At 78.4% G+C, this 7,671-nt stretch carries 9 protein-coding genes; 8 read left to right on the top strand and 1 reads right to left on the bottom strand.

Going from position 1 to position 7,671, the window contains the following annotated elements; translation table 11 throughout:
- Positions 1 to 154: 154 nt before the first annotated feature.
- Together CNO22_RS24050 and CNO22_RS24045 are read left to right on the top strand one after the other, a co-directional pair.
- Positions 155 to 943, top strand: coding sequence for a Fic family protein (locus tag CNO22_RS24050; protein ID WP_100501782.1), 789 nt, complete (start codon positions 155 to 157; stop codon positions 941 to 943).
- 165 nt (positions 944 to 1,108) lie between these two features.
- Entirely contained in the window at positions 1,109 to 2,077 is a 969-nt protein-coding gene (locus CNO22_RS24045) for an aldo/keto reductase (protein ID WP_100501781.1), read from the top strand.
- Between the two features lie 110 nt (positions 2,078 to 2,187).
- Here CNO22_RS24045 and CNO22_RS24040 read toward each other — a convergent pair whose 3' ends face one another.
- Positions 2,188 to 3,036 (bottom strand): HAD family hydrolase, encoded by an 849-nt coding sequence (locus CNO22_RS24040; protein WP_100501780.1) that lies wholly within the window; start codon positions 3,034 to 3,036, stop codon positions 2,188 to 2,190.
- 127 nt (positions 3,037 to 3,163) lie between these two features.
- On the opposite strand from CNO22_RS24040, the gene ssd reads away from it, so the two are divergent.
- The 6 genes from ssd to CNO22_RS24010 form a co-directional block, all read left to right on the top strand.
- A complete protein-coding gene (gene ssd / locus CNO22_RS24035; RefSeq protein WP_100501779.1) occupies positions 3,164 to 4,261 on the top strand; it encodes a septum site-determining protein Ssd in 1,098 nt (365 codons plus the stop codon).
- Entirely contained in the window at positions 4,258 to 5,397 is a 1,140-nt protein-coding gene (locus CNO22_RS24030; protein WP_100501778.1) for a TadA family conjugal transfer-associated ATPase, read from the top strand. Before ssd ends, CNO22_RS24030 begins: the two co-directional genes overlap by 4 nt.
- Positions 5,394 to 6,182, top strand: coding sequence for a type II secretion system F family protein (locus tag CNO22_RS24025; protein WP_100501785.1), 789 nt, complete (start codon positions 5,394 to 5,396; stop codon positions 6,180 to 6,182). The genes CNO22_RS24030 and CNO22_RS24025 overlap by 4 nt, the downstream gene beginning before the upstream one ends.
- Positions 6,179 to 6,901 carry a type II secretion system F family protein gene (locus CNO22_RS24020; RefSeq protein WP_232807309.1) on the top strand — a complete coding sequence of 241 codons (723 nt, stop codon included), beginning with the start codon at positions 6,179 to 6,181 and terminating at the stop codon, positions 6,899 to 6,901. Before CNO22_RS24025 ends, CNO22_RS24020 begins: the two co-directional genes overlap by 4 nt.
- 128 nt (positions 6,902 to 7,029) lie before the next feature.
- Positions 7,030 to 7,296 (top strand): DUF4244 domain-containing protein, encoded by a 267-nt coding sequence (locus tag CNO22_RS24015; RefSeq protein ID WP_100501777.1) that lies wholly within the window; start codon positions 7,030 to 7,032, stop codon positions 7,294 to 7,296.
- The coding region (locus CNO22_RS24010; protein WP_232807308.1) for a TadE family type IV pilus minor pilin at positions 7,296 to 7,671 on the top strand (376 nt) is incomplete at its 3' end. The genes CNO22_RS24015 and CNO22_RS24010, both read left to right, overlap by 1 nt.

Raw genomic sequence — 7,671 nt, 5'->3', positions numbered from 1 at the left:
TCCAGTCGCGCCCACTCCGCGTCGGTCAGGTCATGACGATCGAACACGACCCAGGCCTACCGGACCCACACGTCAAGATCTGCGAGACACGCCCTAGTCAAAGCCTCGGCCAGGGTGCCGCCGGTCACCGCCGCCCGCCTCGTACCGTCGGGGCGTGACGATCCCCGTGCGTCCCGGCGCCGCCCGTCCGGCGGCCCGCCCGGCCGCTGCCGACCCGCTCGCCCCGCTGCTGGACCTGCCCGGCGTGCGGAACGCCGCCGAGGCCGCCCGGAGCGGGATCGACCGCCTGCTGCGGCACCGGCTGATGCGCAACCGGTCGGCCGAGGTCAGCACCGAGTCGGCGCTGCGCGGCGCCCGGGCCTCCGCCGCCCTGGAGGGGGTCGACGTCCCGCTGGCCGAGCTGCGGGCGGGGCAGGTCGACGACCCGGTGGTGCAGGGCGCGCTGCGCGCCTCGGTCGCCCTCGGCTCGATGCAGGAGACCTGGACGAAGGCGCCCGGCCAGGTGCTCGCCCGGCTGCACGTGCTGGCCGCGGCGGACCTCACCGACCGCGCCGGCCTCGGCCGCCCCGGCGCGCACGCCGGACCGCGGCTGGGCGGGCTGTTCTCGCTGGTCACGGAGGAGACCTCGGTGCCGGCCGTCGTCCTGTCCGCCGTGGTGCACGGCGAGCTGGCCGCGGTCGCCCCGTTCGGCACCGCCGACGGCGTGGTCGCGCGCGCCGCGGCCCGGCTGACCGGCATCACCCGGGGGCTGGACCCGAAGGCGGTGTCGGTGCCCGAGGTGGGCTTCGCCGAGCTCGGCCGCGCGGAGTACGCCCGTGCGCTGGCCGGCTACGCCTCCGGCCGGCCCGACGGTGTGGCGGAGTGGCTGGTGCACTGCTGCCGAGCCACCGAGCACGGCGCCCTCGAGGGGTTGGCGATCGCCGAGGCCCTGCTCCGCGGCTGAGGGGTGGCTGTGACATCGCGGTCCCACCGGACCGCACGGCGGCCAGGTGACGTCCCCTGGCTGCGCTGAGCCCGCGCTGAGCCCACCCCGTCCCTCGTCGGGAGACCCTCCGGGCCCCCACTCCTCGGGACAGCCCTCCCGGGCTCGAGCAGGCACACTCGGGGCGTGCGACACCTCGATGTGGACGGGCTGGGCGCGGTCAGCCGGGTGGGCCTCGGTACCTGGCAGTTCGGCTCCCGCGAGTGGGGCTACGGCGACGCCTACGCCTCCGGTGAGGCCAGGGCGATCGTCCGGCGGGCCCGCGAGCTGGGCGTCACCCTGTTCGACACCGCGGAGGTCTACGGCTTCGGCCGCAGCGAGCGGATCCTCGGGGAGGCGCTGGGCGAGGAGCGGGCCGACGTCGTCGTCGCCACCAAGCTCTTCCCCGCGGCGCCGTTCCCGCCGGTGGTCCGCAGCCGGCTGACGGGCAGCGCCCACCGCCTGGGGCTGGACCGCGTGCCGCTCTACCAGGTGCACCAGCCCAACCCGGTGGTGCCGGACTCGGTGACCATGACCGGGATGCGCGAGCTGCTCGACGCCGGCCGCATCGGCGCCGTCGGGGTCTCGAACTACTCGCTGGAGCGCTGGCAGGCGGCCGACACCGCCCTCGGCCGGCCCGTGGTCAGCAACCAGGTGCACTTCTCGCTGGCCGCGCCGTCGGCCCTCGACGACCTGGTGCCCTTCGCCGAGCGGGAGGGCCGGATGGTCATGGCCTACAGCCCGCTGGCCCAGGGGCTGCTCGGGGGGCGGTACGGCGTGGACAACCGCCCCGGCGGCGTCCGTGCGGCCAACCCGCTCTTCGGCACCGAGAACCTGCGCCGCGCCGAGCCGCTGCTCGAGGTCCTCCGCGAGGTCGCCGCCGCCCACGACGTCACGCCCGCACAGATCGCGCTGGCCTGGCTGGTCTCCCTGCCGCGGGTCGTCGTGATCCCCGGCGCCTCCAGCGTCGCCCAGGTCGAGGCCAACGCCGCGGCGGCCGACATCGACCTGCGGCCGGACGAGCAGGCCGCGCTCACCTCGGCGGCGCGGGCGTTCCGGCCGGTGTCGACGGTCCGCACGCTCGTGGAGCGGGTGCGGGAGCGCCTGCCGCTCTGAGCGCCGGGTGCTGACGGCCCCCTGCAGGTAGAAGGACCCCCTCCTCCCACCGCTCGCAAGCTCGCGGCGGTGCCCGGGAGGGGGCCGAGTGGCGGGGGCGGGGGCCTTCTTCAGGCGCCGCGGCGCCACCAGCGGCCGGGCACGGATGCCGGCTCCGGCGGCGCCTCGGCGACCACCCGCATGGCGCGCCGGCGGGCGTACCAGGCCAGGCCCGCCACGGCGGCGCCCACGCTCATCGCCGCACCGGTGACCACCGGGGCGGACGGGACCGGGAAGCGCGAGCGCATGGTGACCGGCCAGGTGAACTCCAGCACCGGCCAGCCGTGCTCGGCCGCCGTCCTCCGCAGCGCCCGGTCGGGGTTGACCGCCGTCGGGTGCCCGACCGCCGCGAGCATCGGCAGGTCGGTGATCGAGTCGCTGTAGGCGTGGCAGTCGGCCAGGTCGTAGCCGCTCTCGGCGGCCACCTGCCGGACGGCCACGGCTTTGTTCTCCCCGTAGGCGTAGAAGTCGATCTCGCCGGTGTAGCGGCCGTCGACGGTCACCATGCGGGTGGCCACCACGCGGTCGACGCCGAGCATCTCGCCGATCGGCTCGACCATCTCCGCGCCGCTGCTCGAGACGATCACGATCTCCCGGCCGGCCGCCCGGTGCTCCTCCATGAGGTCGGCGGCCTCGGCGTAGACCATCGGCTCGACGATGTGGTGCAGCGTCTCGCGCACGATCTCGTGCACCGTGGCGACGTCCCACCCGGTGCACATCTCGGTGATCTGCGCCCGCATGCGCTCCATCTGCTGGGCGTCGGCGCCGGCGAGGGAGAAGACGAACTGCGCGTAGGCGCCCTTGAGGACGGCACGCCGGTTGATCAGGCCGCCCTGGAAGAACGGGCGGCCGAAGGCGAGGGTGCTGGACTTGGCGATGACCGTCTTGTCCAGGTCGAAGAACGCCGCTGCGCGGGTCACGGTTCACGACTGTAAGTGAGCGGCCGAGGTGTGACGTGCCGCACAGCGCCGTCCACACCCGCATGGGTCATCCACAGATCCCGACCGCCCCTGGCGGCCCGCCCGTCCCGGCGCTGGGCTGGCGGGCGTGTCCGCGTTCCGCTCCCCGCCGCCCCGCCCGCTCGTCGCCAGTGCCGACGAGGACCTGCTCGACGACCTGCTGCGGCTGCTGGCCGCGGCCGGCGCTGAAGCGGAGGTCGCCACGGGCGGCCCGGCGCTGCGCCGCGCCCACCGGGAGGCGCCCCTGGTCCTGCTCGGCACCGACGTCCTGGCGGCCGCCCCGGTGCGGGCGCTGCCCCGCCGTCCCGGCGTGGTCGTCGTCGCGGCCGAGGAGCCCCCGGCACCGGTCTGGGCGGCGGCGGTCGAACTGGGCGCCGAGCGGGTGGCGGTGCTGCCGGCCGACGAGGGCTGGCTGGTCTCGCGGGTGGCCTCGGCGCTGCGCCGTCCGGTCGACCGCGGCCGGCTCGTCGTGGTGGGCGGGAGCTGCGGCGGCGCGGGGGTGAGCACGCTGGCGGCGGCGCTGGCCCTCACCGCCGCGCCCGGTGGGGACGGCGTCCTGCTGGTCGACACCGACGGCTGGGGCGGCGGCCTGGACCTGCTGCTCGGTGCCGAGCGCGACGAGGGGCTGCGCTGGCCGGACCTCGCGGGGCTGCGCGGCCGGGTGGCCGGCGACGCGCTCATGGCGGCGCTGCCCGAGGTCGGCGGCGTCTCGGTGCTCGCCGCCTCGCGCTCGGCACCCGGCGAGGTCCCGGCCGAGGCGCTGACCGCGGTCGTCGAGGCGGCGCGCGCGGGTGGTTGGCCGGTGGTCGTCGACCTGCCCCGCACCGCGGGCCCCGAGGCGGCCGCGGCGGTGCTGGCCGAGGCCGACCTCGCGGTGCTCGTCGTCCCGGCCCGCTTGCGGGCGGCGTCAGCGGCCCGGCTGCTGGTCTCGCCGGGTGGGGACGGCCGGGCTGCGCCGTGGTCCGCAGCGCAGCTGGTGGTGCGGTCGGTGCCCGGCGGGCTGTCCGCCGACGAGGTCGCCGACGTGGTGGGCCGCCCCGTGATGGGGGAGCTGGGCACCGACCGCAGCGCGCTGTCCCGCGGTGAGCAGGGCCGGCCGCCGCAGGTGGGCGTCCGGTCGCCGCTGGGGGCGCTGTCCCGCCGGCTGCTCGCGGCGCTGACCGTGGTGGACGGGGCGGCGGCGTGAGCGGCGCGTTGGTCGACCGCGTCCGCGCGCGGCTGGTCCTCGAGCCCGGCGTCCCGACGCGGGCGGCCGTCGCCGCGCTGGTGCGCGAGGAGTCCGGCGGCCTGCTCGGCGACGACGACGTGCTGCAGGCGGTCCGCGACGCGGTCGACGAGCTGGCCGGGGCGGGTCCGCTGGAGCCGCTGCTGCGCGAGCCCGGCGTGAGCGACGTGCTGGTCAACGGCCCCGACCAGGTCTGGGTCGACCGCGGCAGCGGGCTGGAGCGCACGCTGGTCCGCTTCCCGGACGAGGACGCGGTGCGCCGTCTCGCCGTCCGGCTGGCCGCCGCGGCCGGGCGGCGGCTCGACGACGCCGCGCCTTGGGTGGATGCCGGCCTGCCCGACGGCACCCGGCTGCACGCGGTGCTGCCCCCGGTGTCGGGCAGCGGCACCTGTCTGTCGCTGCGGGTGCTGCGCCGGGCCTCGCTGTCCTTCGCCGACCTCGCCGCGCGCGGTGCCTTCCCCGGTGCGTCGGGGGACCTGGTGCGGGCACTGGTCGCCGGGCGGCTGGCCTTCCTGGTCACCGGCGGTACCGGCTCGGGCAAGACCACGCTGCTGTCCGCGCTGCTGGGCCTCGTCCCGGCCGGCGAGCGGCTGGTGCTGTGCGAGGACGCCCCGGAGCTCGTGCCCGCGCACGCGCACGTCGTCCGGCTGGCCACCCGGCCGCCCAACGTCGAGGGCGTCGGCGAGGTGACGCTGCGCGACCTCGTCCGCCAGGCGCTGCGGATGCGGCCCGACCGGCTGGTGGTGGGCGAGGTCCGCGGCGCGGAGGTCACCGACCTGCTCACCGCGCTGAACACCGGGCACGACGGCGGCTGCGGCACCCTGCACGCCAACCGCCCGGCCGAGGTCCCCGCACGGCTGGAGGCGCTCGGCGTGACCGCGGGCCTGGACCGGCTGGCGGTGCACAGCCAGGCGGCCGCGGCCCTGTCCGCGGTGGTGCACCTGCGGCGGACGCCGGAGGGACGGCGGGTCGAGGAGGTCGGCGTGGTCCGCCGCGCCGGGGACCTCGTCGTCGTGGAGTCCGGCTGGCGGGCCGACGGCGGCCCCTGCCCGGGCGCGCCGCGGCTGTCGGAGCTGCTGTCGGCGGGGTGCGGGTGACCGGCGGACTGCTGCTGCTCGCCGCCGCCCTGCTGCTGTGGCCGGGGCGCGCGGCGCTGCGCCGGGACCGCCGACGGTCGCTGATTCGGGATGGGGACGTCGCCGCCCGCCCCGCCGCCGGGGTCCCGCTGCCGGCCGTCGCTGCGGTCGCCGCCGGCGCGGTCGCGGCACTGCTGAGCACCCCGTTGGTGGCGGCCCTGGCCGGGTGCTGCACGGCGCTGGCGGCGCGGGCCGAGCTGCGTCGGCGGGCGGGTGCGCAGGAGGAGGAACGGTTGGCCGCGCTGGTCGAGGCGCTGACCGCCCTGGGCGCGGAGCTGCGCGGTGGCCGTTCGCTGGACGAGGCCACCCGCGCCGCCGTCGCCGCCTGCGCGGACGAGGACAGCGGCCGAGCACTCGCCCGGGCGGTCCGCTCGCCGGGGGACGACGGTGGGGAGACCGACGGGGAACTCGGGCGGGCGCTGGGCCGGGTCGCGGCGGCCGCACGGCTGAGCGCGCGCACCGGTTGCTCGCTGGCCGCCGTCGTCGGCGCGGTGGAGGACGACCTGCGCGCCCGGTCGCGGCAGCGGCTGGAGCTGCGCTCGGCGACCGCCGGGGCGCGGGCCAGCGCGGCGCTGCTGGCGGGGCTCCCCGTCCTGGGACTGGTCATGGGCGGTGGCGTGGGCGCCGACCCGTGGCGGGTGCTCACCGCCACGCTGCCCGGCCAGGTGCTGCTGGTGGTCGGAGTGGGGCTGGAGGTCGCCGGGCTGGCCTGGTCGGCGCGGCTGGTGTCCCGGGCCGTGCGGTGAGCGCCGCCGTGGTCGCCCTGTTGGGAGCGGCCGCGCTGCTCTGCTGGCCGGTCCGCTCGCCCGTCGCCGTCCGCGCCCGGTGGCTGGCCGGCCGGGACGGGACGGCGGCCGCACCCGAGCCCGGTCCCGCCGACGCCCGGCGCCGGTGGCTGCTGGCCGGTGCGGCGGGGCTGGCCGCCGGGCTGCTGGTCGGCGGCGGAGCGGGGGCCGTGGTGGCCGGGCTGGTCTCGGTGGGCGGTGAGCGGCTGCTGCGCCGTGGCGGACAGGAGGGCTCGCGGGCGGGCCCGGCACCCGAGGCAGACCTGCCGGTGGCCTGCGACCTGCTCGCGGTCTGCCTCGAGGCAGGGCTGCCCGTGGGCGGCGCCCTGGCCGCCGTGGCCACCGCCCTGCCCGGTCCGCTCGGTCCCGAGCTGGCCACCGTGGCCGGCCTCTACCGGCTGGGCGCGGCGCCGCGGCGGGCCTGGGCCGAGGTGCCACCGGGGCTGGCGGTCCTCGGCCGGGTGCTGGTGCGTGCCGGCGAGTCGGGCTCGACCGTCGTCCCGGCGCTGCGGTCGCTGGCCGCCGACGCCCGCGCGGGTGAGCGCAGCCGGGCCGACGCCGCGGTCCGCCGGGCGGGGGTGTGGGTGCTGGCGCCGCTGGGTGCCTGCTTCCTGCCCGCCTTCCTCTGCCTGGGCGTGGTGCCGCTGGTGCTCGGCATCGCCGCCGACGTCTTCGGCTGAGCCCGCGGCCGGCGTCCACAGCGGGCGGCGGCGTCCACAGATCCCCCGCGCACCTGGGCCCGACTCCCGTCCCCGGCGAGGGTCGGGGCGACGGCCCGGGAGGCGGGCCGCGCACCCGAGGAGGCACCGTGACCGGACCCTGCGAGACCCGACCCGACGAAGAGCTGCCCGACGAAGGCGCGGCCCCGGCCGAGGAGGCGGCAGCCCGCGGCCTGCGGGCGCGCTGGGCCCGCGTCCGGGCCGCCGGGGAGGCCGGGATGAGCACCGCCGAGTACGCCGTCGGCACCGTCGCGGCCTGCGCCTTCGCGGCCGTGCTCTACCGCGTCGTCACCGGTGGGTCGGTCGTCGAGGGGCTCAGCGCCCTCGTCGCCGACGCGCTGGCCACCCTGTCCTGATGGCGCGACGGCGCCGCGGCCCCGCACGGGGCGAGGCGGGGATGGTGACGGCGGAGACGGCGGTCGTGCTGCCGGTGCTGCTGCTCGTGCTCGCCGGCGCCGTCGCCGCGGTGACCGTCGTCGGGGCGCAGCTGCGCTGCGTCGACGCCGCCCGCGAGGGGGCGCGGGCGGCCGCGAGGGGCGAGGACACCGCGCTGGTGACCGCCCTGGCCGGCCGGGCCGCGCCGGACGGTGCGGCGGCCACGGTGGCCGTCGACGGGTCCACGGTCACCGTCACGGTGACGGCGCAGGTGGCACCGCTGGGCCCGGTCCCGCTGCGAGTGCCGGTGTCGGCCTCCGCGGTGACCCAGCGCGAGCCTGTCTCTATACACATCT

Source organism: Geodermatophilus chilensis (assembly GCF_002802985.1).
GTDB lineage: Bacteria > Actinomycetota > Actinomycetes > Mycobacteriales > Geodermatophilaceae > Geodermatophilus > Geodermatophilus chilensis.
This window is presented reverse-complemented; position numbering and strand designations above follow the sequence as displayed.